At 59.4% G+C, this 26434-nt stretch carries 23 protein-coding genes; 18 read left to right on the top strand and 5 right to left on the bottom strand.

The window, feature by feature from the left end; all coding sequences use genetic code 11:
• From K290_RS0124610 to K290_RS0124620, 3 genes are read right to left on the bottom strand one after another with little or no spacing between them, the layout of a single operon-like run.
• Window positions 1-981, bottom strand: a complete 981-nt coding sequence (locus tag K290_RS0124610; protein ID WP_028754314.1) for an ABC transporter permease — start codon at window positions 979-981, stop codon at window positions 1-3.
• On the bottom strand, window positions 971-2554 hold the full coding sequence (locus K290_RS0124615) for a sugar ABC transporter ATP-binding protein (protein WP_028754315.1): 1584 nt from the start codon (window positions 2552-2554) through the stop codon (window positions 971-973). The genes K290_RS0124610 and K290_RS0124615 overlap by 11 nt, the downstream gene beginning before the upstream one ends.
• A gap of 55 nt (window positions 2555-2609) precedes the next feature.
• Window positions 2610-3740, bottom strand: a complete 1131-nt coding sequence (locus K290_RS0124620; RefSeq protein ID WP_028754316.1) for a substrate-binding domain-containing protein — start codon at window positions 3738-3740, stop codon at window positions 2610-2612.
• Between the two features lie 541 nt (window positions 3741-4281).
• On the opposite strand from K290_RS0124620, the gene K290_RS0124630 reads away from it, so the two are divergent.
• The 14 genes from K290_RS0124630 (at window position 4282) to derI (ending at window position 19583) form a co-directional block, all read left to right on the top strand.
• A complete protein-coding gene (locus K290_RS0124630; protein WP_037136194.1) occupies window positions 4282-5784 on the top strand; it encodes an aminoacyl-histidine dipeptidase in 1503 nt (500 codons plus the stop codon).
• A 10-nt stretch (window positions 5785-5794) separates the two neighbouring features.
• Window positions 5795-6265 carry a cupin domain-containing protein gene (locus K290_RS0124635; protein ID WP_028754319.1) on the top strand — a complete coding sequence of 157 codons (471 nt, stop codon included), beginning with the start codon at window positions 5795-5797 and terminating at the stop codon, window positions 6263-6265.
• Window positions 6262-6666 (top strand): cupin domain-containing protein, encoded by a 405-nt coding sequence (locus K290_RS0124640; RefSeq protein WP_028754320.1) that lies wholly within the window; start codon window positions 6262-6264, stop codon window positions 6664-6666. The genes K290_RS0124635 and K290_RS0124640 overlap by 4 nt, the downstream gene beginning before the upstream one ends.
• A gap of 90 nt (window positions 6667-6756) precedes the next feature.
• Window positions 6757-7833 (top strand): sugar ABC transporter substrate-binding protein, encoded by a 1077-nt coding sequence (locus K290_RS0124645; protein WP_028754321.1) that lies wholly within the window; start codon window positions 6757-6759, stop codon window positions 7831-7833.
• A gap of 52 nt (window positions 7834-7885) precedes the next feature.
• On the top strand, window positions 7886-9421 hold the full coding sequence (locus tag K290_RS0124650) for a sugar ABC transporter ATP-binding protein (RefSeq protein WP_028754322.1): 1536 nt from the start codon (window positions 7886-7888) through the stop codon (window positions 9419-9421).
• Window positions 9414-10388, top strand: a complete 975-nt coding sequence (locus K290_RS0124655) for an ABC transporter permease (protein ID WP_028754323.1) — start codon at window positions 9414-9416, stop codon at window positions 10386-10388. The genes K290_RS0124650 and K290_RS0124655 overlap by 8 nt, the downstream gene beginning before the upstream one ends.
• A gap of 12 nt (window positions 10389-10400) precedes the next feature.
• Complete coding sequence (gene araD, locus K290_RS0124660) at window positions 10401-11111, top strand: L-ribulose-5-phosphate 4-epimerase AraD (protein ID WP_028754324.1); 711 nt, start codon at window positions 10401-10403, stop codon at window positions 11109-11111.
• A 2-nt stretch (window positions 11112-11113) separates the two neighbouring features.
• On the top strand, window positions 11114-12730 hold the full coding sequence (locus K290_RS0124665; RefSeq protein WP_028754325.1) for a ribulokinase: 1617 nt from the start codon (window positions 11114-11116) through the stop codon (window positions 12728-12730).
• A gap of 52 nt (window positions 12731-12782) precedes the next feature.
• On the top strand, window positions 12783-13730 hold the full coding sequence (locus K290_RS0124670; RefSeq protein WP_028754326.1) for a LysR substrate-binding domain-containing protein: 948 nt from the start codon (window positions 12783-12785) through the stop codon (window positions 13728-13730).
• A gap of 496 nt (window positions 13731-14226) precedes the next feature.
• Entirely contained in the window at window positions 14227-16221 is a 1995-nt protein-coding gene (tkt, locus tag K290_RS0124675) for a transketolase (protein ID WP_028754327.1), read from the top strand.
• The gene (locus K290_RS0124680) at window positions 16218-17240 is read left to right on the top strand and encodes a class 1 fructose-bisphosphatase (protein ID WP_028754328.1); all 1023 of its coding nucleotides are present in this window, start codon (window positions 16218-16220) and stop codon (window positions 17238-17240) included. The genes tkt and K290_RS0124680 overlap by 4 nt, the downstream gene beginning before the upstream one ends.
• Window positions 17241-17246: 6 nt before the next feature.
• On the top strand, window positions 17247-18296 hold the full coding sequence (fba, locus tag K290_RS0124685; RefSeq protein ID WP_028754329.1) for a class II fructose-bisphosphate aldolase: 1050 nt from the start codon (window positions 17247-17249) through the stop codon (window positions 18294-18296).
• Between the two features lie 43 nt (window positions 18297-18339).
• Window positions 18340-19107: a triose-phosphate isomerase gene (locus tag K290_RS0124690; RefSeq protein WP_028754330.1), complete on the top strand. Its 768-nt coding sequence runs from the start codon at window positions 18340-18342 to the stop codon at window positions 19105-19107.
• An 11-nt stretch (window positions 19108-19118) separates the two neighbouring features.
• On the top strand, window positions 19119-19583 hold the full coding sequence (gene derI, locus K290_RS0124695; protein ID WP_028754331.1) for a D-erythrulose-4-phosphate isomerase: 465 nt from the start codon (window positions 19119-19121) through the stop codon (window positions 19581-19583).
• Between the two features lie 201 nt (window positions 19584-19784).
• Here the strand turns inward: derI and K290_RS0124700 are convergent, their stop codons facing one another.
• Complete coding sequence (locus tag K290_RS0124700) at window positions 19785-20486, bottom strand: FadR/GntR family transcriptional regulator (RefSeq protein ID WP_028754332.1); 702 nt, start codon at window positions 20484-20486, stop codon at window positions 19785-19787.
• 103 nt (window positions 20487-20589) lie between these two features.
• Window positions 20590-21384: an SDR family NAD(P)-dependent oxidoreductase gene (locus K290_RS0124705; protein WP_028754333.1), complete on the bottom strand. Its 795-nt coding sequence runs from the start codon at window positions 21382-21384 to the stop codon at window positions 20590-20592.
• A 148-nt stretch (window positions 21385-21532) separates the two neighbouring features.
• Between K290_RS0124705 and K290_RS0124710 the strand changes: the two genes are divergently transcribed.
• The 4 genes from K290_RS0124710 (at window position 21533) to K290_RS0124725 (ending at window position 26384) form a co-directional block, all read left to right on the top strand.
• The gene (locus tag K290_RS0124710) at window positions 21533-22885 is read left to right on the top strand and encodes a four-carbon acid sugar kinase family protein (RefSeq protein ID WP_028754334.1); all 1353 of its coding nucleotides are present in this window, start codon (window positions 21533-21535) and stop codon (window positions 22883-22885) included.
• Window positions 22886-22895: 10 nt separating this feature from the next.
• A complete protein-coding gene (locus K290_RS0124715) occupies window positions 22896-23783 on the top strand; it encodes a beta-keto acid cleavage family enzyme (RefSeq protein ID WP_028754335.1) in 888 nt (295 codons plus the stop codon).
• A gap of 68 nt (window positions 23784-23851) precedes the next feature.
• Window positions 23852-25384, top strand: coding sequence for a sugar ABC transporter ATP-binding protein (locus K290_RS0124720; protein ID WP_037136197.1), 1533 nt, complete (start codon window positions 23852-23854; stop codon window positions 25382-25384).
• Window positions 25385-25421: 37 nt separating this feature from the next.
• The gene (locus K290_RS0124725) at window positions 25422-26384 is read left to right on the top strand and encodes an ABC transporter permease (RefSeq protein ID WP_028754337.1); all 963 of its coding nucleotides are present in this window, start codon (window positions 25422-25424) and stop codon (window positions 26382-26384) included.
• The last annotated feature ends 50 nt before the right edge of the window (window positions 26385-26434 follow it).

Consider the following 26434-nt stretch of genomic DNA (forward strand, 5'->3'; position numbering starts at 1 on the left):
TTAGCGGCTGCGGCCGACCGCGACTGCGAGGATGATGAGCATCCCGCGTGCGATAAGCTGCTGGCTGTAGTCGAGACCGCCAAGGATAAGCCCGTTGTTGATGACACCGATGAGCAGGGCGCCGACGATGGAGCCGATCACGGTTCCGCGTCCTCCGAAGAGGCTCGTCCCACCAAGCACCACGGCTGCAATGACGGACAGCTCGTCGCCCTCGCCAAGCTGGAAGCGTCCCGACTGCAGGCGTCCGGCATAGAGCATGCCCGCGATCGCCGCGGCTGTTCCGGTAAGCAGCAGCACCTGGAACTTGATCTTTCGGACATCAACGCCACTGTAGCGGGCTGCGATCGCGTTGCCGCCTGCGGACATCACCTTGCGGCCGAATGGAGTCTTGCGCAGCGCGATGTGGGCGATCGTGCCGAGAACGGCGACCCATAGGACGAGCACGGGAACGGGGCCGATGTTGCCGGAGCCGAAGATGAAGATGAACGTGTCATCGATGATCGGAACAGGGGAGGTGCCGCTCACCCACATTCCGACGCCGCGCGCGATCCCCATCATGCCGAGCGTCACTAGGAACGACGGAATGTTGAGGTAAGCTGTGAGGCCGCCGTTGATCGCGCCGACCAGCAAACCGAGCGCCAAACCCGCCAGAATGCCAGGGACAAGGCCATAATGCGTCAGCACCAGGCCAGCGATCACGGATGACAGTCCAGCGATCGCGCCGACGGAGAGATCTATTTCGCCTGCGGAGAGGACGAAGGACATCGCCATGGATACGATCGCGACGATCGCCGTCTGCCGAAGGATGTTCAGCAGGTTATTCGAAGAAAGGAAACCGCGGTCCTGCAGCAGGATCGCAAACACGATGAAGATGACGACGAAGCCGATATAGACGACGTAATCGCGCCAGTTGCTGTGCCAGGGTCTGCGGAGAGATTGTGAGTCAGCCGCTGGCTTCAAAACTTTGACCTCAGTGGACATTTTGGGTTGCCTTCTGAATCGCGACCTGCAGACCGAGTTCGGTGCGGATCAGCGGAGATTGCGTTTCATCGCCAGCACTGGTGGCCCAGCTCTCGATTTCGTCGCGTTCGATCTCGCGCGCGAGCCGTCCGTTGTTCATGACGAGGATTCGGTCACTAGTTGCCAGCAACTCGGCTGGCTCGGACGAGATGACGATGACAGACTTGCCGGACGAGGCGACGCTGCGGATCAGTTCGACGATTTCGGACTTGGAGCCGATGTCGACGCCCGCCGTCGGTTCGTCGAGGATGACGACCGAAGGGTTGGTAGCCAGCCACTTCGCAATGACGATCTTCTGTTGGTTTCCGCCGGAAAGGTTCCTCACCTTGTTTTCCGCAGAGGGCGTCTTGATCCTAAGTTGCTTGATGAGATCGGACGTCAACGAACCTTCCCGCCGACGGTCGATGAAGGGGCCGCGGACGAGCTGGTCTATCTGCGGCAGGCCGAGATTTTCGCCGACGCTATGCTCGACGACGAGGCCTTCGTCGTGCCGGCTCTCGGGAACGAGCACGATGCCAGCCTTGATCGCGTCCGAAGGCGACTTGAATTCCACGGCCCTCCCACTGAGCTCCACGGTTCCCGCAGTCTTCTTGTCGACGCCGAAGAGGAGGCGGGCGAGTTCGCTCCGGCCTGCGCCCAGGAGGCCCGCGATCCCTACGATCTCGCCCTTGTGAACGTCGAAGCTGACATCGCTGGGCTTTCCTGAGGGCCCGGAAAGGCCACGCACGGTCAGCGCTGGATTGTCGCTGCGGTTAATGGGGCGCGCCTGGTACTGGAAGCCCGTAACACGCTTGCCGACCATGTGCTGCACGATCGAGTCAAGCGTGAACTCTGAAGTCCTTCCGGAAGTCACGTTCTGACCGTCACGTAGTATCGTGATCTCGTCCGCGATGGTCATGATCTCGGTCATGCGGTGCGATACGTAGATTACGGCTGTTCCCGCGGCGGTGAGCTTCCTCAACATGCCGAACAAAGTGTCGGCTTCCTGTGCGCTCAGCGACGAGGTCGGTTCGTCGAGGATCAAGATCCTGGCCTTCTGGTGGATGGCCTTCGCGATCTCGGTGAGCTGGGCCTGGCCAGGGCTGAGTTCGGAAACAGGTGTCCGGGGATCAACCCTGAGATTGAGCTGTCTGATGATTTCTGCTGCCTGTGCGATTTCCCGGCGCTCGTCGACCAAGATCGACAGGCGGCGGGGCTCGCGGTTCAGGAAGATGTTCTGGGCAACCGACAGCGTGGGGATCAGGCTAAGGTCTTGGAAGATCATCTCAATGCCGAGCCTGCGGGAGTTCTCTGGAGTGTTCGACGACATGTGCTCGCCGAAGACCTCAATGGATCCCTCTGTCGGTGTGACGACACCCTGAAGGATCTTAAGCAGGGTAGACTTGCCGGCGCCGTTTTCCCCGACCAGCGCATGGATGGTTCCAGGCTGGATCGTCAGGCTGACACCGCGCAATGCGTGCACGCCGCCAAACGATTTCCGGACGTCGCTCATCCTTACGGCCGCGACGCTTTCGGTGATTGATTGAGGTTTCATGGTCGTTGTCCGCCGCCTGGGGACGGGGAGCGACCTGAGTCGCTCCCGCGCACCTTTAGTTCATTGCGTCGGTGAGGATCTTCGGAGCTTGGTCGCCGTTCGACTGCGGCCATGCCTCGATCAGGTTGTCGCGAGTAACCGCAAGCGCAGGGAGCACGACGTAAGGAGGTGCGTCCTTTCCAAGGAGAGCGTATCCCGCAAGGATGCCCTCGGCATAACCTGCGCCATACGGACGCTGGGAGCCCGTACCCTTCACATAGCCCTTCTTGGCCATGTCGAGCGAGATATTCACGCCCAGATCGCACGTCGTGATCACGAGATCCTTGGAGGCGCCTGCCGCACGCGCTGCCGAGAGCACGCCTTCGGTCGGAACGTCCCATACCGCCCAGATGCCGTTGAGGTTCGGATGCGCGGTCAGCATCGCGGAGGCTACGCGCTCGGATTCACTGGAGAAGTCCGGACCGCCGACGCCCGTTTCCTGCACGACCTTGATATCTGGGTAATCCTTGATTGCTTCCTTGAAGCCCACGAGGCGCTCCTTCGTGGCGAAGAGGTCAGAAGCGTGCGGAATCAGGCCGATATCCCCCTTGCCATTGAGAGCCTTGGCCATGAGTAGCGCGGCGACCTTGCCCATGCCGCGGTTGTCCGAGGAAACCAGGCTGACGTAGTCCTTCCCGGCAACCATTCCGGCGCCCGTCTGGTCGAGGAATATGATCTTAATCCCTGCAGCCGCAGCCTTCTTGTAGGCTGCTGCCGTGGCAGACTGCTCGGCCGGGACGGTGATCATAACGTCCGGCTTGAGGGCCATGACGCTCTCAATGTCGGAAACCTGCTGTTCGGCGCGGTAGCCTGCGTCCGTCGTGGCTACGATTTCGATGCCAAGCTCTTCAAGAGCCTTCTTTTGTCCTGCCATCTGGGCCTTCGCCCAGTCGGACGCCGTATAGTGCATCACGATGGCAGCCTTGGCGTGCTTGGCCTTGATCTTCTCGATCTCGTCTGGCGACAGCTTGAGATCGCTGGCGAGCGTAGCCTCTTCGCCGTTCGGTCCCTTGGCCGGATGGCTCTCGATATCCTTGATCTGCTGATAGATGTCGATCGCGAACGCGCTGGGCGCATATGATGCGCTGAGAGCGAGGGCGGCGACTACCATCAGGCTACGAACTGGCTTGCGAATTTCTACGTTCATTGGACTCCTCCCAACGAGTAAACCGCGAATGCGTACGTCGTCGCATCCGGTAACGTATACATTAATCCAATTTGGAACGGAGTCAACATGCTGGTCGGGCTTGAGACCATTAAGATCACCAAACGAGCGCGAGATGTGGCCGAGCGGAAAAGGTTCATGGCTTGATGGCAGGCGTCGTTCCGAGATACGAGCCGATCCACGCTCATTTGGAGTAAGCAGACTGCTCGCCGATAAGTAAAGTTCAGCGTTGCATTGAGCAGAATTCGCGCACCGCCACTTGCGCACGCCATGTCGATCCCCATTAATGTATTCGTTAGCGCATGCATTGCGAAGTTCAGATGAAAATTGCTCATCTATTTCGCCAAAATATGCGTTTGAATTTGAATTCCGAAAATAACAAGGTTCGGCTCCAGGGGTGACTGGAAGGAACTCACCCGGGTAGGTCCAAGCGAAGCGCAGTACAATCATACGATTATCCTTTGGAACGCGATTCCGAAGACGGGAAAGTACTGCCCAATGTTCACAAAGGGAGGATAAGCAGATGAGCGTATCTGCCAACAAAGTCGTGCACCCTCAAACCAATTCTGTCCTGGCTGGTCTGGAGCCAGCGGTATTCTTTGGCTTCTTCGAGGAGCTAAGCGCAATCCCGCGCGGATCCTACAACGAGAAGCAGGTTAGCGACCATATTGCTAACTTTGCCCGTGCCCGCGGTCTTGAGGTCTATCAAGACGAAATCTGGAACCTTCTCATCAAGAAGGCTGGAACGCCCGGTTACGAGAATGCCCCGACGCTTATCCTGCATGGCCATACGGACATCGTCTGCGAAAGCGATGAAGGGGTCGAGCATGATTTCGAGAACGAAGGCATCAAGCTCCGCCTCGACGGCGACTTCATCCATGGAACCGGGACCACGCTCGGCGCCGACAACACGGTCGGCGTTGCGTTCGCCATGTCGCTTCTCGCTTCCGACGACATCCCGCATCCGCCGCTGGAAGTGGTATTGACCGTCCAGGAGGAAGTCGGCAAAGGCGGCGCTCAGCATTTCGACGGCACGAAACTGACAGGCAAGCGCCTGCTCGACATGAACTGGCATGACCCGAAGTCGCTGTTCGCAGGCTGCGCCGGCGACATCTCCGCGCACTTCAGAATCCCGCTGCAATGGTCCGAGCGTCCTAACGGACAAGAAGCTGCGCGGCTGCGTGTATCGGGCCTTAGCAGCGGCCATTCGGAGTTCGATATTCATCTCGAGCGGGCGAACGCGATCGTACTGCTCGGTCGCTTGCTCCGCCTCGCGATCAAGGAAGGTGACATAAGCATCGCCAAACTTGAGGGCGGCGTGAACCGCTATGTCATTCCTGGTGAAGCCGAAGCGCTTATCAGTTTTGACCGCTCCGTATCGGGGGCTTTGCGCAGCAAGATCGAAGCGGAGGCTGCAGCCATCGCGGCCGAATACTCGACAAGCGATCCGAACCTGAAGATCACATTTGAGGAAGACCCGGGCCTGTTCTTTTCCGTCTTCTCGGAGAAGGTCGCAACGGGCGCGGTCAACGCAATGTGCCTGCTGCCGAATGGCGTCCAGAGCCGCAGCCTTATTGTCGACAACCTCGTCGAGAGCTCCAACACCGTCGCACTGATCTCCAACGACCAGGAGCGCATCGAGATCACCTCGACGATCCCGAGTGCGGTCAGCTCGCGCCGCTACAACATCGTCGATCGCATCCGGCAGCTTTCGGAAGTGATCGGGCTGGGCGCATCGGTCGAGACATTCGCGGATTGCCCGGAGTGGCCGTACAACCCGCAGTCCCGCATGCTGGCGGCCGGACGTGCGGCATACGAGCGGGAATTCGGTGAGCAGCCGCACGTCGAAGTCTCGCATTCGAGCCTTGAACTCGGTCTCTTCCGCAAGAAGGTGCCGGACATCGACATGCTCTCGATTGGACCGGAGGCGTTTGACGTCCACACGACGCGCGAACGCCTCAACCACACCACCGTCGAAGCCACGTGGCGTCTCCTTAAGGCGCTGCTCTCCGAACTGAGAACCTGAGGCTGCCGCAATGACCATTCCCGCATACTTTGGAAACTTTCCGTTCCCGCCGGACGAGAAGAGACCCCATCATCTGACGGCGGACCGCTTCAAGATGTTCATCTATACGGGCAACAAGCCCTATTCGAGCGACTTGAACTACCTGCTTGCCAGCACCGACAAGATGACCACGGGCATCTATCAGCTGGCACCGGGCAGCAACTTCGACCCCGCTGACATCCATGCGGGGGACGAGGTCTACTACGTCCTCGAGGGCGAGGTGCACCTGCTTAACCCGGAAACCGGACAGACCGAGCGGATGGGGCCGGGGGACTCGATCCTCATACCGATGGGCGTGCCGCATCGCGGCTACAACTTCACTGACAAGGCAGCGGTCATCCTCTTCTGCATAGCGCCCCGGATTTGGGACGAGAAGGGTCCGCCTACTGGCTACTTCGGTGCAACGCGTCTCTTCAAGTCCGAACGGAGGGCTGCCGAATGAGCCTGAAAAAGCTTGCGAACTATCCGGTCGATGGCGCCGAGGCAAGGACCAAGGGTGACCTCGTGAAGGTTGCCCGCGAGGATCGGGTGAATCTCATCTTCGGGCAGGATCATCCTGTCCTGATGGAGCTGTGCGTGACCAACGATTACATGCACGTCGGAGAGATCGTGATCCCGGTCGGCGGCGTTGGTCCCAGAGCGAGCGAACCGAACAGCCACGAGGGCGACGCGATCTTCTACATCCTTAAAGGACCGGCCACTTTTTACGTCGCCGATGGCGACGAGACATTCCACGTCCGCGACGGGGAGGCGTTCTTCCTGCCAGGGGGCGTCAGCTATCAGTGCCTGAATTACGGCTCCAATCCCATCCGGATGGTTTTCACCATCGCGCCTGGCCTCTGAGCCTTTGATTTCATCGCTTCAATGAATTCCTCCGCGGGATCGTCCCGCGGACGGGAGGAGTGTGTCTTGTCACAACAAGGGAGGAACCTCGTGACAATTTTCAAACGACGTACCGTGCTTGCCGCCGCTCTCAGCCTGATGGCGACCGTCAGCTTCAGCCCCGCGTTCGCGCAGGATCCCGACTACAATGCAGTGTTTCCCGGGATCTTGATGAACAAGGATATCAAGCCGACAGGTCAGGAAATGAAGCCGGTCAAGAAGGACAACCGCCCTCTGAAGGTTGGCTTCCTTCCGACCGCTATGGACACCTACTATCAGCGTGTTCTTGCAGGCGTGAAGGAAGAGATCGACAAGCGCGGCGGCGCGGACACGATCGATCTGCTCGTTCAGGCTCCGAGCAGTCAGTCGGCCACGGATGACCAGATTAGAACCATGGAGGCTTGGATCAACGATGGTGTCGATGCCATAGCGGTCGCGCTATACAACGAAGGCGCTCTCCTGCCGTCCATCCGTCGCGCGACGGAAGCGGGCATCCCGATTTTCTTGTTCAACTCCCCGGTCGCCGACAACCCGTATTATGTCAGCGACATCGGCTACGACCAGTCGGACGGCGGCCGCGCGCAGGCCCAGTGGCTCGTCGACACCTATGGCGACAAGGAAGTGAAGGTAGGCATCCTCGAAGGCCTACCCGGTCCCCACACGAGCCAGCGCATGAAGGGCTTCAACGAGATCATCTCGAAGCATCCGAACTTCAAAATCGTGGCTCAGCAGCCAGCGGGCTGGGTGCGCGCCCAGGGCCTTTCGGTGACCGAAAACATGTTCACGGCCAATCCGGACATCCAAGTGCTTGTCGCTCTCTATGACGAGATGGCACTCGGCGGACTGCAGGCACTCAAGGCCAAGGGCCTGAACGGCAAGGTCGCGATCGTGGGCTACGAGAACATGAAGGAGGCCAACGACGCGATCCTGACGGGCGACTTCGCGGCGACGGTCGATACGGGCGCCAAGGAAGAAGGCAGGAACATCATCCGTGCCGTCGACGAATTTCTGATGAAGGGTCATCCGCTGCCGAAGAAGATCTTCGTCACGCCCAAGACCTACGATGCCAAGAACATCAAGACGTTCGACCAGAGTGACTACGTCTACGTCCCCCAGCAGAAGATGTGATCACGACGCGGCCCCCACGCCGGGGGCCGCACTCAATCCGAGGATCTTAGAGATGACCCACAATCCGCTGCTAGAAATGAAGGGTATCGGCAAGCGCTTCGGCAACACGGTCGCGCTGCGCGATATCGACCTCGCCATAAGCGCGGGTGAAGTGCTCGGCCTGGTCGGTGAAAATGGAGCGGGGAAGAGCACGCTCATGAAAATCCTTGCCGGAGCATATTGTCGCGATGGCGGTACGATCTCGGTGCGTGGCAAGGCTGTCGAGCTCGCAGACCCGAAGGCCGGAGCAGACGCTGGCATTGCCATCATCTACCAGGAACTCAGTCTGTTCCCCGATTTCGATGCCGCCCAGAACATTTTCGCGGGCCGGGAACTGCGCACCAGTGATTTCGTGCTTGCTCCGTTGGCGCACGCCCGCATGCGCAAGGAAGCACGCCGCATCCTGTTCGACGAACTCGGTGTCGACGTACCCGTCGACCGCCCGGTGAGAGAACTCAGCCTGTCAGACCGCCAGATGGTGGAAATCGCCAAGGCACTCAGCACCAACGCCGACATCATCATCATGGACGAGCCAACGGAGGCTCTCGAGGAAGTCGAGCGCAAGCAACTCTTCGCCATCATCAAGCGCCTTCAGGCTGCTGGTAAGGCGATTATCTATGTTTCGCACCGCATCAAGGAACTGCTCGGCATCTGCAGCCGGGTGATGGTTCTGCGGGATGGGCGCACTGTCGCCGACCTCCCGGTCGCAGATCTCGATGTCGACAAAGTCGTCAGCGCCATGATTGGCGGATCGCTGTCCAAACAGTTTCCTCCCCGTGTCCCTGCGAGGTCCGAACCCTCTCTGGAGTTGCGGGGCCTCTCGAAGGCCGGAGCCTTCGAGGATATCTCCTTCTCGCTCTCGAAGGGCGAGATCTTCGGCATCGCCGGGCTGGAGGGCTCAGGCAAGAGCGCTCTGCTACGATCCCTTTTCGGCCAGCGGCCCTACGACAGCGGGACCGTTGTGATCGGCGGCAAGGATGCTCGCATCGTCGACGTCACCGACGCGATCAGGGAACGGTTTGCTTTCTTGCCCGCCGAGCGCAAGGTGGAAGGGATCTTCCCCGAGCATTCCGTGGGCTGGAATCTGTCTATCGCAAACCTCGGTGTTCTCGGCAAAGTTACACTGAAGCCGGCCCGCGAGAGAGAGATTGCCGGAGACTACATCTCCAAGCTGGGCGTCAAATGCGATGGCCCGCAGGCGGAGATCGCGTCGCTCAGCGGCGGCAACCAGCAGAAGGTCATGCTCGCCCGATGGCTCCTCACCCAGCCGAAGGTCCTGCTCCTCGAAGAGCCGACCAGAGGTGTCGACGTCCGAGCAAAATCCGAGGTCTACGCACTGGTTCAGGCCGCTGCCAAAGACGGTTGCTCCGTAATCGTCGTCTCGGCGGACAACGCCGAACTCCTCGGACTTTGCCACCGCGTGGCGGTCATGTTCGAAGGCAAAATCACCACGGTGGTCGATGCCGCCACGTCCAAGGAAGAGACGTTGGCCCTGCATTCGGTCAGGCCGCCGGAAACCCTGAACACCATGGGAGGCATCAATGGCTGAAGTTGCAGTCACTCGTCCAAGGCTAGGCTTCAAGGTCGGCCGCGCCAGCGGCAACGCTGGTGTCTACGTCGCATTCGTCATTCTTCTAATCGGGCTGGGTTTCGCGGCTCCCCGTTTCTTCACCTTCGGCAACATGACTGACGTCCTGCGGCAGGCAGTGCCCATCGCCGTCATTGCTTTCGGTGCGACTTTCGTCATCGGCATGCGGGGTATTGACCTCTCCGTCGGCTCGACGCTCGCGCTGACCGGGCTTGTCACCGCCAATGTTCTCGTTCTCGGATACCCCGTTCCCGTCGCCTGCTTGGCAGGCCTCGCGCTCGGTGCGTTCATCGGCCTCGTCAACGGCTTCCTAATCACCAAGGTAGGGATTACCGACTTCATAGCGACGATGGCGATCATGGTCGTCAGCCGCGGCGTCGTCATGGTTTACACACAGGGCATCCCGATCACGGGCGCCTCGGATCCGGCCTTTCGCGCCATCGGCCAGAGCTATCTCGCGGGCATCCCAGTCCCTGTGATCCTGACCGCCATCGTGTTCGCTGCGGCCTACTATCTTCTCTACTACACCCGCTTCGGCCGCTTCGTTCTGTCGATCGGCAGTAATCCCGATGCGGCGCGGCTCGTCGGTATCCCCACGGACAAGATCAAAATCGCGGTCTACGTGCTGGCCGGGGCGCTCTCCGCCTTCGCCGGGATTATGCTGACCTCCCGTCTGGAATCGGCGATGCCGGAGGCAGGACAAGGCTACGAGCTGGACGTTATCGCCGCGGTCGTCATCGGTGGCACCGGACTGTCCGGCGGTCGCGCGACGCTCTTCGGCACAGTCGTCGGCGCCGTTCTAATGGCGGTCGTTCGCAACGCCCTCAACTTGCTGAACGTCAACACCTTCTGGCACCAGATCGTGATCGGCACCATCATTCTCGTAGCCGTCGCAGCCGACCGCTTCAACCGCAGCCGGAAGGTTTAAGAGGTGGCGAACGTGAAGTATTCCGCACTGCGCAAGGCCGTCCTTGATGCCAACTTCGAACTCTACGAAAGCGGGCTCGTCATTTCCACGTTCGGAAATGTCAGCGCCATCGATCGCCAGAACGGCATCGTCGCCATCAAGCCGAGCGGCGTCTCCTATAAGGCGATGAACACGAGCGATATCGTCGTCACCGACCTGGATGGCACTATCATCGACGGCGACATGCGCCCGTCGAGCGACCTCGACACCCACATCGAGCTCTACAAGAGCTTCAAGGCGATTGGCGCGGTCGTTCACACTCATTCCTTCTACGCCACGGCCTGGGCCCAGTCCGGCCGTGCGATCCCGGCGATGGGTACCACCCATGCCGACTACTTCAACGGCACCATTCCGGTGACCCGGCAACTGACGGACGCCGAGATCCGCGACGACTACGTCCGGAACACCGGGAGGGTGATCGCCGAAGCACTCGGCAACAATGATCCGCTCGCGATTCCCGCGGCGCTGGTCAACGATCATGGCCCTTTTTGCTGGGGTGTCGACGCAGCCGACGCGGTTCACAACGCCGAGATGCTGGAGGCGGTCGCCAGGATCGCGTTTCATTCACGCCAGATCAGCCAGGAGAGTCTCGAAATTTCGGCGGCACTCCTCGATCGGCATTTCCAACGAAAGCACGGAAAGTCGGCCACCTACGGCCAGCCCGCGCGATCAAAGCAGGTATGACGATGTCGATTGTAGCTGGTGTTGATTTTGGCACGCTGAGCGTCCGCGTGACGCTCGCCGATACGGAGCGAGGCCCTCTAGGCACCGCCATCGCAGAATATCCGCTCGGCAGATCCCGCTCCGAGCCCGACCTAGCGACGCAATCGCATGCCGACCATATGGACGGTCTGGTCCAGGCCATGCGGCGCGTGTCTGTCGAGTGCGGGATTGATTCGACGACGGTGCGCTCGATTGCTGTCGACACGACAGGGTCATCGGTGATCCCTGTCGATCGGAATCTAAATCCGCTCAGCGACTACTATCTTTGGTGCGACCACCGAGCCAAGGCCGAGGCCGAGGAAATCACGGCGACCGCGCACGAGACCCATCTCGAAGCCATCGAATGGTGCGGGGGCACTTACTCGCATGAGTGGGGATTCGCCAAGCTTCTCCATTGGCTCCGGCACAATCCCGGACTCCGCGACCGTTTCGGCACCGCGCTGGAACATTGCGACATGGCTGCTGCCGTCTTGACAGGTGTCACGGACAGCTCCGCGGTGGTTCGAAGCGTGTGCGCGATGGGCCATAAGTGGATGTGGAACCCGAAGTGGGGCGGGCTGCCGTCCCAGGCGTTCCTTTCACGCGTCGATCCGCTTTTCGATGGAGTTCGGGAGAAAATCGGTGGGACCTACCAGACTTCTGCCAAGGTTGCCGGCCGCCTGAGCCTCGAATGGGCGGAGAAGCTCGGATTGACCGCGGGAATTCCAGTCCCGGTCGGAGCCTTCGATGCGCACTGGGACGCAATTGGAGCAGGCTGCCGTTTGGGCGATGTCGTGAACGTGATCGGGACCTCGACCTGCATCATCGCGGTGAGCGAACGCGTCAAGCTGATTCCGGGAGTTTGCGGCGTAGTGCCGGGAAGTGCCCATCCGGACCTAGTCGGCGTCGAGGCTGGCCTATCCGCGACGGGAGACATTTTTGACGCTATTGCTCGCCGCGCATCAACGACGGTCTCGAAACTGTCCGAGGGCCTTGGGAGGATTGAGGGCGGGAAGACGGGCCTCATGCGGTTTTCCTGGGATAATGGTGATCGCACCGTTCTGGTCAGGTCTGATCTTGGGGGCATGACGATCGGCTGGCACCTGGGGCATACTGCACAGGATGAGCTCTATGCTGCGATCGAAGGAACGGCGTTCCACACGCGTATCATTCTCGAGCGGATGGAACAGCACGGCGTTCCCGTCAACCGGGTCATCAACGCCGGCGGTGTGCCGCAGAAGAACGCCTTGCTCAATCAGATCTACGCCAACGTGCTCGGCAAGCCTATCCTCGTGCCCGACGGCCTGCCAACCGGACTGGGATCAGGTATCTTCGCAAGCCTTGCATCGAAGGACCACGGAAGCATCGAGACGGCTCAAGCGGCCATGTGCGTCGGCTTCAAGAGGTTCGACCCGGATCCGGCGACCCGCGAGCGCTATGAGATGCTCTACCAGCTCTACAAGCAGGTCTACATGGGATTCGGCACCTCTGGCCGAAGCAACTTCTCCGAGGTCCTCGGCGATATTAAACGCATTGCGGCAGGCGAGGAGGTGCGTTCCGACTTCGGACAGCGCGCGCAGCGGAAGGTAGCCTCATTATGACGAACGCATTCGCGCAGTCGGGCGGGGCGCGCGTCCGGGACTGGAAGACCTCATGACGGCGCTTCCCTCGATACGCGCGATCCAGTCGTTCGTAGCAGCCAGCCGCTTGGGTTCGTTCCTAGAGGCGGCGGCGCAGCTCCAACTCACCCCCTCGGCGATCAGTCACCAGATTCGCCTTATGGAGGAGGACCTCGGAGAGAAGCTGTTCCATCGTATCGGACGCAACGTGTCGCTCACGGATATCGGCGAGCGATACTATCGCGACCTTGCGGAAGCGCTCTCGATTATTGAGCACGCGACCAACGAAGTGTCGAGACGCAATAGCGTCGACGTTCTCAGTGTGGGATGCGTTCCGAGCCTCGCATCGCTCTGGTTGATGCCGCGCCTGCCGATGTTTGAGGAACTCTACCCGAACATCGAGACAAGATTGCTCTCATCGTCGGATCCGGCCAAGCTGAACGATGGTTCGGTCGACGTCGACATTTGCTTCGGCAGCGTTCCCAAGCTCGGCTCGATCGCTGCGGAAGAGTTTCCCCTAGAGACGATCGTAGTCGCGTGTTCGCCGGAAATCGCATCGGGAGAGAAGGCCATTCGAAAGCCGTCCGATCTTCTGGGCCAAGCTTTGATCCGATCGGAGCAGACACTATACAGCTGGCACCAGTGGGCCAAGGACCACAATCTCGAAATTGACCTTACACGCGGCCCGCGGTTCCGTGACGCGTTCATGTCGATCGCGGCGGCTGTGGAGGGCAGAGGGGTCTGCCTCGAGAGCTACCGCCTACTTGAGCGCGACGTCGAGAAAGGCAATCTTGTTCTGCCATTCGGCATGACGGGACCCAATATGGGCTGCCACAGCCTCACCTACGTTAGGTCTCGGCTCCGTTCGCCGAAGATCAGCGCGTTCAAGGCCTGGCTAGAGACGGTCTGGACTGATGAGAGACAGGTAGTCGAGATCATTCAAAGCAAATCGTCGAACGATGGCCGCCGTCGTATGGCGTGAATGAGTTGGGAACCCTTCAAGATGTTCGAAGCGATGATTGAAGACCTGCCTCCATTTGACAAAGAGACCTTGGCTGTAGCCGTCCAGATGAGCGATCGGTTGGTTTCGCAGAACTGGCCACCTCAGCCAAAGAGCTTGCAGGAGCCAGCCTGCAGAATGGGTTGCCAGCGTGCTCCTTCGAGCCTTGGATGCCCTGAAAAGTGATCCTGTACCATTGGGCTACCGGCACCTCGTTTGGGTGCAGACATCGTCGGCGGAAATGCTTCTTCTGCTCGATTTAAGGTCACGTGCATCTCCGATTTTCTGACCAAAAGGCACGAACCACGCTGGCTGACCGTTACCGCCAGCTGATTGCGAGCGAAAAAGCCTGTGCGTTTCAAAAGATAATGCGTTACGGATTCTCACAAGATAACAAAAGTAAATGTTCTTTTGTGATTCTCTGTTGTGATTTTGCGCGAAGTGCGTCACAATAGGATCGGTTAAAAGGGAGGAAGACTTGTCAGCAGCAGTTTCAATCCGTGATCTCGCGAACGCCATCCGTGTCCTGTCGATCGACGGGGTTGAGGCGGCAAAATCCGGTCACCCCGGTATGCCGATGGGTATGGCGGATGCGGCGGCCGTCCTTTTCGGCAGGCACCTTAAATTCGACGCAAGCGAACCCGGGTGGCCAGACCGGGATCGGTTCGTTTTGTCGAATGGTCATGGCTCAATGTTGCTTTACAGCCTTCTGCACCTCACCGGTTACAAAGACCTGACCATTGAGGAGATCCGCAATTTCCGCCAATGGGGCTCTAAAACACCGGGCCACCCGGAATACGGCCACACAGCCGGCGTCGAGACGACGACGGGCCCATTGGGGCAGGGAATCGCCTCCGCAGTCGGAATGGCGATAGCGGAACGACGCCTGGCAACTGAATTCGGCGCTGCACTTGTCGACCACCATACCTACGTCTTCTGCGGAGACGGGTGCCTCATGGAAGGTGTCGGTCAGGAAGCTGCCTCACTGGCGGGCCACCTTCAACTCGGCAAGTTGATCGTCCTCTATGACGACAATTCCATCACCATCGACGGTTCGACCGCGATAGCGTTTTCGGAAGACGTGCTTGGGAGATTTGATGCTTACGGATGGCACACGCAACGCGTAGATGGCCATGATGCTGAAGCGGTCGATGCGGCGATCTCGAACGCGAAGGCGGAAGCGTCAAGGCCGTCCCTGATCGCTCTGAAAACCATCATCGGTTACGGTTCTCCCTCGAAGGCAGGAACAAGCTCAGTGCACGGCGCACCGCTGGGCGCGAGCGAAGCTGCCGCGGCAAAGGCAGTTTACGGCTGGACGGCAGATGCTTTCGAGATTCCCGCCCAAATCCTGGAAACATGGCGCGAGATTGGTGCAAAGGGCGCTACGGCACGCAGGGAGTGGCAAGCGCGGCTCGCAACCACGGAAGCGGACGTCAAAAGCGAATTTCAGCGTCGCACCGATGGATCGTTGCCGCCGCAATACACGGAAGCGGTGAGCGCCGCCAAGGCAAAGCTGCTCGACAAACCTCAGTCGGTCGCCACGCGTAAGGCGAGCCAGATTGCGCTGGAGGCGCTGACGGAGTTGCTGCCTGAAATGATAGGCGGCTCGGCGGACCTCACCCATTCGAATTTGACCCGTGTTCCTGCCGTGGACAGTGATTTCACCGCTGCTGCAACCGGGCGTTATGTTAGCTATGGCGTGAGGGAGTTCGCCATGGCGGCCGCGATGAACGGCATGGCGGTTCACGGCGGCTTCATACCATATGGCGGCACTTTTCTCGTATTCTCGGACTACTGCCGCAACGCCATTCGCGTGGCGGCCCTGATGGGCGTCCGTTCCATCTTCGTGATGACGCATGACTCCATCGGTCTCGGCGAAGATGGCCCGACGCACCAGCCCGTCGAGCATCTCGCAAGCCTCAGGGCGATGCCGAACCTGCACGTGTTCCGGCCGGCCGACACGATCGAGACGCTGGAATGCTGGGATCTTGCGATCACCAGCAAGAATACCCCATCCGTTCTGGCACTCTCGCGCCAGAACGTTCCCCAGCTGCGCTCGGAGCGTGACGGCACCAATCGCTGCGCACGGGGAGCCTATGTGCTCCGGGAAGCAAGTCGCGAGCGTGCGGTCACACTCATCGCCACCGGAACGGAGGTGGCGCTTGCGATCGAGGCTGCCGAAGAGCTGGAGACGAGAAACATTCCGGCCGCAGTTGTGTCGATGCCGAGCTGGGACCTCTTCGAACGCCAGGCCAAGGACTACCGGAACGCGGTCCTGGGGGAAGCACCACGCATCGCCGTAGAGGCGCTCTCGAAGTTCGGCTGGACGAGGTACGTCGACAGTGAAGACGACGTGATCGGGATGTCCGGCTTCGGCGCTTCCGCGCCGGCGGAGACGTTGTACGAAAAGTTCGGGATCACTCGTGACGCGATCGTCGCTCGCGCCGTCGCAAGGGTGAGGGGTGACGAATGAGCGCGCTGGTGACTCTCGCGAACGACCAAGCCCAAGTCTTGTACGGGTCGGTTGATGCGTACCTCTCGACCTGGGTCGGTGAGGACACGGCCCGCCAGGGCGTGGCGGCGTTGATCAATGGTGTCTTGGATGCTGCCTGTCTTTTGTCCGAGCGCATTGCCGCGGGCTCCCTCGAGGGCGATCCTGCGCGCCTGGTGGGATCCAATTCCGACGGTGATGCGCAAAAGGCCATCGATGTCTCGTCGCACGAATTGTTTATCGAGATTCTGGAACGAGCAGGGGCCGCGCAGGTCCTGTCGGAGGAGGCGGACGCGCCGCTTCTGTTTAAGGGCCAGAGTTTCGCCGTGGCGATCGATCCGATCGACGGTTCGGGAAACGTCGGATTGGGTACACCCGTCGGGACGATCTTCTCGATCCTCCCACTTAGCGAAGCGGAAGACCCTTTTCTGCTCCCCGGAAAGCGACAGGTCGCCGCGGGTTATGTTTCCTTCGGCAATACGGTGGATCTGGGCTTCTCGGTAGGGGAGGGTGTGCTGCTGGCGACGATGCATCCGCAGACGGGCGAATTCTTGATCGTGAGAAGGCAGGTCCAAATACCTCGTGACACATCGGAGCTTGCATATAACGCCTCCAACCACCGTCACCTTCAACCTGGTCTGAGCTTGTATCTTCAGGATTGTTTGGCTGGCAAGGACGGAGCGCGTGGCCGCGATTTCAACATGCGCTGGCTCGGGTCAGCCGTCGGCGAGCTCCACCGGATCCTGCTCAGGGGCGGTGTATTTTTCTACGCCGCCGACAAACGACCGGGGTACCAAAGTGGGCGGCTTCGCCTGGTTTACGAGGCAAACCCCATCGCGTTCCTGATGGAGCAGGCCGGAGGGCTGGCGACGGATGGCATTTCGGCGATCCTCGATAAGGTTCCGGCCTCCCACCATTGCCGCACGCCGCTGGTCTTCGGTTCGGCTACCGAGGTCGAATTGATCGCAAGCTATCTCGATTCCAATCCAACCAGCGAGTGAGATTTCATGGCCAGGATTACTCTTCGCCAACTGTTAGACGACGCTGCAGAACAAGGCTACGGCGTCCCGGCGTTCAACATCAACAATATGGAGCAGGCGCTCGCCATTATGGAAGCGGCAGATGACACGGATTCGCCTGTCATTCTGCAGGCGAGCCGTGGGGCGCGGGCCTATGTCAACGACATCATGCTCAAACACATGATGGATGCGGTGACGGAGATCTACCCGCATATTCCGGTGTGCGTCCATCTCGACCACGGGAATGAACCCAGCACCTGCGTCACTGCAATCCAACATGGCTTTACGTCAGTGATGATGGACGGGTCGATCCGCGCGGACGGGAAGACGCCGGCGGACTGGGAGTATAACGTTAAGGTCACGAAAGACGTCAGCGAGATCGCTCATTGGGCAGGCGTCTCGGTGGAAGGGGAGCTTGGTGTTCTAGGCTCGCTGGAGACCGGTATGGGCGAAGCCGAAGACGGTCACGGCTTTGAAGGCAAGCTCGATCCGCATCAGCTTCTGACCGATCCGGACGACGCCGCGAAATTCGTCAAGGAGACGAAGGTGGACGCGCTTGCCGTCGCAATGGGGACGAGCCATGGCGCGTACAAATTCTCACGTCGCCCAGACGGAGATGTTCTCGCAACGGATGTTATCGAGGCGATCCACCGGAAGCTGCCGAACACGCATCTCGTCATGCATGGTTCTTCGAGCGTGCCGGAGGAGTTGCAGGAAATTTTCAATCGGTTCGGCGGCCAGATGAAGCCGACCTGGGGCGTACCGCTCGAGGAAATTCTGCGGGGCATCCGGCACGGCGTGCGAAAGGTCAACATCGACACGGATTGCCGCATTGCCATGACCGGGCAGGTGCGCAGAGTGCTGGCCGACGATCCGACTGAATTCGATCCCCGCAAGTACTTGAAGCCCGCGATGACGGCTCTTTCAAAGCTTTGTCGCGAAAGATTCGAAGCCTTCGGAACGGCCGGACGCGCAAGCTCTATCGACGTCATCCCGCTTTCAGAGATGGCGAAGCGGTATCGGGCCGGATCACTTTAGGTCGGGCAGCGTCAACTGAAATGGAAACGCGGTGAAGCGGGACATGACCGAGAAGAAACGCATCTGGATTGGCACCAGCTGGAAGATGAACAAGACACTGGCCGATGCCGAGCATTTTGTGCGCGATCTCAAGGCAAGCTCGACGGATCATCCACGCATCCAGCGCTTCGTCATTCCGGCTTATACAGTTCTTCGCGAGGTTAAGGCGATGCTCGCGGGAACCTCCGTGAAGGTTGGCGCGCAGAATATGCATTGGGCCGAACGGGGCGCCTGGACGGGCGAAGTCTCGCCGCTGATGCTGAAGGACTGCAAGCTCGATCTGGTCGAACTCGGCCACTCTGAGCGGCGTGAACATTTCGGCGAGACTGATGAAGCAGTGGCTCTGAAGACAGAAGCCGCCGTCCGGCACGGTCTCATTCCGCTCATCTGCATAGGTGAGACGCTAAAAGACCGCGACAGCGGAAACGCGGCCGAGATTTTGGCGACGCAGGTGCGTGGAGCGCTTTCGAAGCTGACCGCTCCGCAGAAGGATGCCGAGATCCTCCTTGCGTATGAGCCCGTCTGGGCCATCGGCGAGAAAGGCGTTCCGGCAACCGCTGATTACGCTGACGCGCGTCAGGGCGAAATTGTCGCCGTCGCCGCGGAGGTGATTGGCCGAAAAATCCCGTGTCTCTATGGCGGTTCGGTCAATCCCGAGAATTGCGAAGAACTGATCTCGAGTCCGCACATAGACGGACTTTTCATCGGCCGTTCGGCGTGGAGCGTCGAAGGATACCTCGACATTCTTCAGAAATGCGCCGCCAAACTCTAAGGAGAAAAAACATGAAGGTAGCCGTTGCAGGAGACAGCGCTGGCGAAGGTCTTGCCAAGGTTTTGGCCGAACACCTGAAAGGCCGCTTCGACGTGTATGAAGTGTCCCGGACCGATGCAGGCCCAGATGCTTTTTATGCCAATCTGTCCGAACGCGTGGCCTCGGGCGTTCTCGATGGCACGTATGACAAGGCGATTCTCGTTTGCGGAACCGGAATCGGCGTCTGCATCGCAGCAAACAAGGTCCCGGGCATCCGGGCCGCTCTGACGCACGACACCTACTCCGCCGAGCGCGCTGCCCTTTCAAATAACGCGCAGATCATCACGATGGGCGCCCGTGTGATAGGATCGGAGCATGCCAAGGCGATCGCCGAGATGTTCCTGGGCAAAACGTTCGACGAACGTGGCCAATCAGCGGGCAACGTCAGGGCGATCAACGATCTGGACAGCAAGTATCATCCCGGCGCACCGACCTAAGCCGCTAGTCGGATAGGCGCAGATCGACCCGGCTGGCACGCCTTGACCGCTGATCGTCCTGGCCCGCCTGGGAATGGGGCGGGCCGTGCGCCTCCGCATCGAGGCTCAGCGGCCGCCTCGGTTAAACAGTCCACTGTGATATTACGCCCAGGACCAAAAACAAGGCATCCCTAATCACACAAGGAAGACCAGGAACCCCCGTCATTTCAGCAACGACGTGCGGAAGTGCTCCATGTTCTCCTCGACGCTCTCGCGGCTAAGGTCGCCGGTCTTCCTGTCGCGGATCATTTCGAACATGTGTTCATGAAGCCCGACAGCCCGCCACTTGCCACTGACCTCAAGCGATTTTTGGACCCATGGTGCGACCATGTTCAGCACGAAATCCGCAACCACGGCGATCAACGGGTTTCCCGCAGCCTTGTATATGGCTCGATGAAAGTCGAGGTCGGCCTTGAGCAGTTCTTCGATCGGGGAGTTCGGATCATCCGACAGTCTCTTCAGCCGGTCGATGCACTCCCTCATGATGGCAAGATCTTCGTCTGTGCGCCGCAACGAGGCGAGTTCCGAACAGTTGCGGTCGAACACGAACCGCAGTTCCATCAGCATTTCGGGCGTCGAACTCTGAAGATAGAGCTGGAACATCGCAAGCGGCATTGCCGGAAGGCCTTCGTCTTTCCGGATATAGTTGCCAAAGCCGTGTCGGGTCTCGACGAGACCCGACACGGCAAGTGTTTTGATCGCCTCCCTAATCGGAGTACGGCTGATGCCGAGCAACTGAGCCAGCTCCTTTTCATTGGGAAGTTTGTCGCCGGGCCCAAGGTTTCCTTTGGCAATTTCGCCCGTGATATAGTCGAGCGCAATGTCCAACCTGCTTGGGATTTTTTTGGGGTCAACAGACAGCATTCCTAGTCACGCTCCAATCAGAAAATTGAGGAAGGTACGAGGTCATACCGCGTTTTGCGTTTTGCGACAAATGCCGAACGGTGGAACTGGCCACTTATCGAAGTTATTCGCTGATCTGTCCCAGTCGCTTCGAGGCCTTTGGATCGAATGGGAACATGAGGCCAGCGGCCAAGAAGCCGCCGTCGACGTTCAGCGTGTGTCCCGTAATATAGGCAGCCTCGTCGCTCGCCAGGAACACCGCGGCGTCGGCGATTTCCGACGGCTCGCCGTAACGGCGTTGCGGAACAAGTCGATGATAGGCTTCACGAGTCTCGACCGTATGCATGACCTTCGACACCTCGGTTAATATCGGGCCGGGGGCGATGTTGTTGACGTTGATACCCGATTCGGCGAGTTCGACCGCCATCACCTTCGTGAGGAGCTCGACGCCTGCCTTGGAGGCGCCATAAGCGGAACGGCCGACCCCGCCCTTTTGACCGGACAAGGAAGCGATGTTGATGATTCTCCCGTAGCCCTTGGCCGCCATGATCCGCGCGAAAGCCTGCGCTACGAGAAATGTCCCCGTCAGATTGATCCGGACAACACGCTCGAATTCCTCCCTCGAGCTTTCAAGGAACAAGGTGGTCGCGCCCACGCCTGCGTTATTAACGAGTATCTCGACTGTACCGAACCGGCCGACTGCTTCCTTAACGATAGCCTCGACGTCTTCATCGACCGAAATATCGGCGCGGACGGCCAGCGCCCGGTCGCCAAGCCGGACCGCGGCCTCGTTAGCAACCTCCCGATCGCGGTCGACGATGACGACGTTCGCGCCTTCGCGAACGTACGCTTCAGCGATTGCAAGTCCAATGCCTCGGCCGGCGCCGGTCACCACCGCAGTACGTCCAGACAGTCTCATTTTGTCCTCCAATTCTTGAGATACGAGGTATAAGGTATAAGGTATGACCTTGACAGAGTTATGAGCCGCTTCTATTAGTATTGTCAAGAGTGGAGCACGGCTGAAGTATGGAGGCAGATATCCTCGGCCGGGAGATTGGGAGAATTCGATGCCATCAGCTGGTAGGCTCAAGGCCGTGTTTTACGGCGACGACTTCACGGGCTCGTCCGAAAATCTGGCGCAGTTCCATCGGAGCGGTGTGAAGGGCAAGTTGTATCTGGCGCGTCCTTCCGTAGAGAAAGCGGCCGCGGATTCTCGATCCTATGACGTTCTTGGTTTCGCCGGCACCGCGCGGGCATTGTCGGGAGTCGACCTCGATGAGGAACTCGACAGCGCCTTTTCGATCATGCGCACCCTCGATAGTCCGTTCATTCAATACAAGATCTGCTCGACGTTCGACTCGTCCCCGACCGTTGGAAGCTACGGTGCCGTCCTGGAGCGCGCCGCAGCCCACTTCGGGAAAAGGGACGTTTCGGTCCTGGCCGCCACTCCGGACTTCGGGCGCTACACATGTTTCGGAAACCATTTCGCGCGCTTCGCCGACCGGATTGAGCGGCTTGACCGTCACCCAAGCATGTCGTGCCATCCCAGGACGCCGATGCACGAGGCCGATTTGCGCAAACATCTGGCCGGGCAGACGGACAGGGAATTCATCAATGTCACGCTGCCCATCATCCGGAACCGTTCAGCCATGGAAGACCGCGTGTTTAAGGCTTTCCAAGAGGGGGCAGGGGTCATTTTCGATGGCCTCGAAAACACTGATCTCGCTGCTGTCGCCGATTTGCTTTGGGCGCGGTGTCCCAAGCTGCCTATGTTTGCGCTTGCGGCTCAAGGCCTTGCGCAACAACTTGGAGCGCTTTGGGCCCGTTCGGGGTTGCTATCTTCGTCCATGCCGGTGAAGACCGAAATCGCCGCAGTCGAAAATCTCTTGGTGTTATCCGGCAGCTGCGCCCTCCAGACTGGACGCCAGATCGCGGCGGCGGAAGCTGCGGGCTGGAAGATGGTCCACTTGGATGTTTCCAAGATAGAGTCAGACGACCAGGCTACGGCTGTTGCTCGAGAGGCCGCTCTAAAGGCGATCGAAGGCCTTGATCGTGGCCGCCCCACAATCATCTACACGGCCCGCGGAGAGTCGGGCCGCGTGACCGGTGGCGATGTGCCGGCGGAACGTTTGGGAGCCATCTACTGCGACGTTGTTCGGGCCGTGCGCCGCGTCATTTCCTTGCGCCGCATCGTTTTTTCCGGCGGGGACAGTTCGAGCTACGCGGTGCGGACAGTCGGAGCGGAAGCGCTCGAGATCGCAGTTTTCGATGAAGTTCAGAATTGCCATGTCTGCCGTCTGGAAGCGCCAGGAGATGCCGAGGTCGATGGCCTCGAAGTCATGCTGAAGGGTGGGCAGGTTGGTGGCGATGACTTCTTTCTGCGCGCCAAGGCGGGCACTGTGGGTTCAGTGGCGGCATAAGGATCGGGCGATGCAAAAGAAGATCATCCTCGAAGCCAGGGTCAACGAGTACGCTCCGCGTACCTCCAACCCAAATATTCCATACACCGCCGACGAGATCGTTGAGGCTGCTGTTGCCGCTCGGAAGGCCGGAGCGGCGATCCTCCATTACCACGCGAGAACTCCTGATGGAGGCGCGACCAATACCGTCGAAGCGAATGCCGAAATCATCCGCAAGGTCAGGGGCGCCACCGACCTGCTCATCCTGCCCACTCTTGGCTTCATCTCGAACGACTCCGACGCCAAGAAACGCATCGACACGGTGGCCACCCTGGCATTGGATCCGGCCACGCGGCCTGACATCGCTCCTATTGATACCGGATCGGCCAATCTCGAAAGTTGGGACACCGAAAAACGCACATTCGAAAACCCCGAGAGGCTTTATCTGAACACGACCGAAAGCCTCGCGCATTATGCGCGCACCTTGGCCGAAATACGCGTGAAGCCGAAACTGGTCTCGTGGTCCGTTGGATTTACACGTCGCGCCGTCGCCCTGATGGATGCAGGTCTCGTGACGGGTCCTGCTTACTTTCTCCTCCACCTCACGGGAGGGCGATACATCACCGGGCATCCGCCAACCGAGGCTGGTCTGATGGCGCACCTTGCATTCCTCCCGGACGACAGACCGATCGAATGGACGGTGAATTGCCTGGGGGGCAATCTACTGAACATCGCTCCTGCGATTTGCCGACTGGGCGGCCATATGGCGATTGGCATCGGCGATTACCCCTATCGTGAGCTCGGTACACCCACGAACGCCGATATAATATCCCGTGCTGTGGACGTCGCCCAAAAAGTTGGACGCGAGCCTGCCACACCGGACGAGGCGCGCGCGATCCTGAAATTAGAGAGCGCCTAGAGCCAGCGCAAAATGCCGCGCGCTTACAGCGGCGTAGTTTTCGATTTCATGAGGTATGACGTCATATCATGGTCAACGCAACTGAGAAGATTGAAGCCCTGTCAACCGCGCTTGCTTCGCCGGAACGCATGCTTCTCCGGGCTGAGGGCGTGCAAAAGTCGTTCAATGGTGTTCCGGCGCTGGTCGACGGACGACTGAGCCTAAAGGCCGGCACGGTCCATGCTTTGTGCGGTGGTAACGGAGCGGGCAAGTCGACCTTTCTCAATATCACGATGGGATTGCTCCGCCGCGATGGAGGAACGGTTGAGATCGATGGTGAACAAGTCGACTTCAAAAGCGCGGCGGACGCTCTGCGCCACGGGATCGCCATTATCACCCAGGAGCTTTCTCCCGTTCCCGAGATGACTGTCGCCGAGAATCTTTACCTTGGCCGTGAACCGAAGAGGCTGAGCGTTTTTGTAGATTTCGCTCAGATGCGAAAGGACGCTCAAGCTTTCCTCGACGAACTGGGTTTCGGGGTCGACGCCCGTAAGAAGATGGGGGAACTTAGCCTCGCCCAGGTTCAGCTCGTCGAAATCGCCAAGGCGCTCAGCTACCGCGCACATATCGTCATTATGGACGAGCCGACTTCGGCGATCGGCGAACACGAAGTCCACGTCTTGTTCAACGCGCTCCGTAAAATCACCGCGCGTGGCTCCGCGATTATCTACGTGTCGCACAAACTCACCGAAATCTTCGAGATCGCGGATGAATACACGGTATTTCGTGACGGCCGTTTTATCGAGACCGGAAATATTAAGGACATCGACCGTCGTCATCTCGTGACACAGATCGTAGGCCGAGAAGTCAAGCTGGTCGAAAAGGGCAAGCCTCTCGAAGATGCGCCAATCCTCCTTTCCGTCTCGAATCTGGCCAGAGGCACCCACTTTCGGGACATCTCGTTGGACGTGGCATCGGGCGAGGTGGTCGGCATCTACGGCCTGCTCGGGTCCGGACGAACCGAATTCCTCGAAACGATATTTGGACTGCATTCGCCGACTGGAGGTGAGGTTGTTTTCAACGGCGGCAGGGTGAGACCGGGCAGCCCCAAGGAAGCGATCCAACGTGGAATGGCGATGGTGACCGAGGATCGCAAGGATAGCGGGCTCGTGCTGTCGGCGTCGATTGCTCATAACATTACGCTGTCCTCGCTCGCCTTGATGGCTGTCAGCGGTTTTATCCGAGGCGACAAAGAGCGGAGCGCGGTCAAAGACATGATCGCCTCCCAGCGGATCAAATCGTCTTCGCCGGACGTCGCCGTGGAAACCTTGTCGGGTGGCAACCAACAGAAAGTCGTGCTGGCGAGATGCCTCCTGACGAATCCGAAGCTCCTGATTTGCGACGAGCCGACGCGCGGCATCGACGAAGGTTCGAAACAGGAGATCTACGCGTTCCTGCGCGACTTCGCGGCAAAGGGTAACGGCGTACTCGTGGTTTCTTCCGAGGCACCGGAGATCATGCAGCTGAGCGACCGGATCGCGATTTTCAAGCAGGGGCAGCTCGTCAACATAATCGACGGTGCCGAGGCATCACAACAGACGCTCATGGATTTGGCGAGCTGATCGATAGCGCCAATCTGTCAATGGGAGGATTCGAGTAATGAACACAATCGCTATCGGAAAATCAGGAAGTTTCCGTGCCGGAGAGATCATAAGGCAATTCAGTATTGTGGTGGTTTTCTTCCTGATCGTCGCATTCTTTTCGTTCGCCAGCCCGTATTTCATGAGTTGGCCGAACTGGCTCAATCTGGTTCGCCAGTCGTCGATTAACGGCATTCTGGCGATCGGTGTCACCTTTGTGATCCTGACCAAGGGCATTGACCTGTCCGTTGGATCGGTCATGGCCATCGCCGGCATGATTGCTGCGAGCCTGGTCACCGAAACGAACGAACACATCGTCCTCATCGGCATCTTGGCGGGACTTGCCGTCGGCGCCGGACTAGGGCTCGTGAATGGCGTTCTCGTTGCCGCGATCAAGGTCCCGCCGTTCGTGGTGACGCTTGGAATGCTGAGCGTGGCCCGCGGTCTGACCTTGATCTTCTCCCAAGGAAGCCCGATCCCCAATCTTTCCGACGCCTACAAGTGGATCGGCTCGGGCCAGGTCATGTACATCCCGGTTCCGATCATCATCCTGTTTCTCGTATTCATCATCGGATGGGTCGTTCTGAATTACACGACCTTCGGTCGCTACGTCTACGCTGTCGGCGGCAATGAGAAAGCAGCGCGTACGAGCGGCATTTCGACGAAAATCATCGTCGGCGCGACCTACGTCATCTCCGGCCTCTTGGCAGGCCTGGCTGGGCTTGTGTTGACCGCGCGGACAACCGCGGCGCTGCCGCAGGCGGGTATCGGCTACGAGCTCGACGCCATCGCCGCCGTCGTCATCGGCGGCACCAGCCTCGCAGGCGGCCGTGGGTCATTGCTTGGCACTCTGATCGGCGCGCTGATCATTGGCACCATCAATAACGGCATGGATCTGATGGGGGTGTCGTCCTACTACCAGCAGGTGCTCAAGGGCACCATCATCGTGGTCGCGGTCATCGCCGACCAAATCCGCAAATAACGAATTTCGGAATTGCCGCCGACGTGGTCGGCGACAATGCCCGGTCATGC

Source organism: Rhizobium leucaenae USDA 9039 (genome assembly GCF_000426285.1).
In the GTDB taxonomy this organism is placed as follows: Bacteria; Pseudomonadota; Alphaproteobacteria; order Rhizobiales; family Rhizobiaceae; genus Rhizobium; species Rhizobium leucaenae.